Source organism: Pseudoflavonifractor capillosus (assembly GCF_016902575.1).
GTDB classification, from domain to species: Bacteria; Bacillota; Clostridia; order Oscillospirales; family Oscillospiraceae; genus Enterenecus; species Enterenecus capillosus_A.
Genome location: NZ_JACSNZ010000119.1, coordinates 1 through 710, shown reverse-complemented (window position 1 = coordinate 710; position 710 = coordinate 1). Strand labels below are relative to the sequence as shown.

Annotated in this window: 1 protein-coding gene; it reads right to left on the bottom strand. The window is 43.4% G+C overall.

Going from position 1 to position 710, the window contains the following annotated elements; genetic code table 11:
• Positions 1 to 104: 104 nt before the first annotated feature.
• On the bottom strand, positions 105 to 572 hold the full coding sequence (gene tnpA, locus H9X86_RS12145) for an IS200/IS605 family transposase (RefSeq protein WP_204901751.1): 468 nt from the start codon (positions 570 to 572) through the stop codon (positions 105 to 107).
• Between the last annotated feature and the right edge of the window lie 138 nt (positions 573 to 710).

The following is a 710-nucleotide window of genomic DNA, read 5'->3' as shown; positions in this document are numbered from 1 at the left end:
AATAGGAACCCCCCGGCATAGCCGGGGGTTCTTCATATGCGGGCAAAGCCCTTTGTTACTAGCCACGCCTAAAGGCGTTAGTACGGTCTGCCATCTGCGAAAGACTAATGCTTGCTACCCGTAAACGGGTCGATGTATTCCTTTATCGTCATCTGATCTCCAATTTGATCCTCCTTGAGTTGATTCTGGATATACTCTGCTATCTTTTTCGCATTTTTCCCCGCAGTGTCCACATAATATCCTCGACACCAGAATTGGCGATTCCCGTATTTATACTTGAGATTGCTGTGCCTCTCGAAAATTATCAGGCTACTTTTCCCTTTGAGGAACCCTACGAAACTGGACACGCTCATTTTTGGCGGTATCTCTACAAGCATATGTATATGGTCGGGACATACTTCCGCTTCTACAATATTCACCTGTTTCCAGTTGCACAACGCTCTCAATATTTTACCGATTTCCACTCTGTTGTCTTTATAAAATACTTTTCTCCGGTACTTTGGTGCAAACACAATGTGATATTTACAATTCCATGTACTGTGTGATAAACTATGATTGTCATTGGGCTTCATGCCTTTTGTCCTCCTTTTGATACTTTCGTGCAGTTGGCAGACCGCACCTTGATTGTATCAAAAGGAGTTTTTTCTTCATACGGAACGCTAAAGCTTTTTTTGAACTCCCCGGCACAGCCGGGGGTTTTCAATATACAA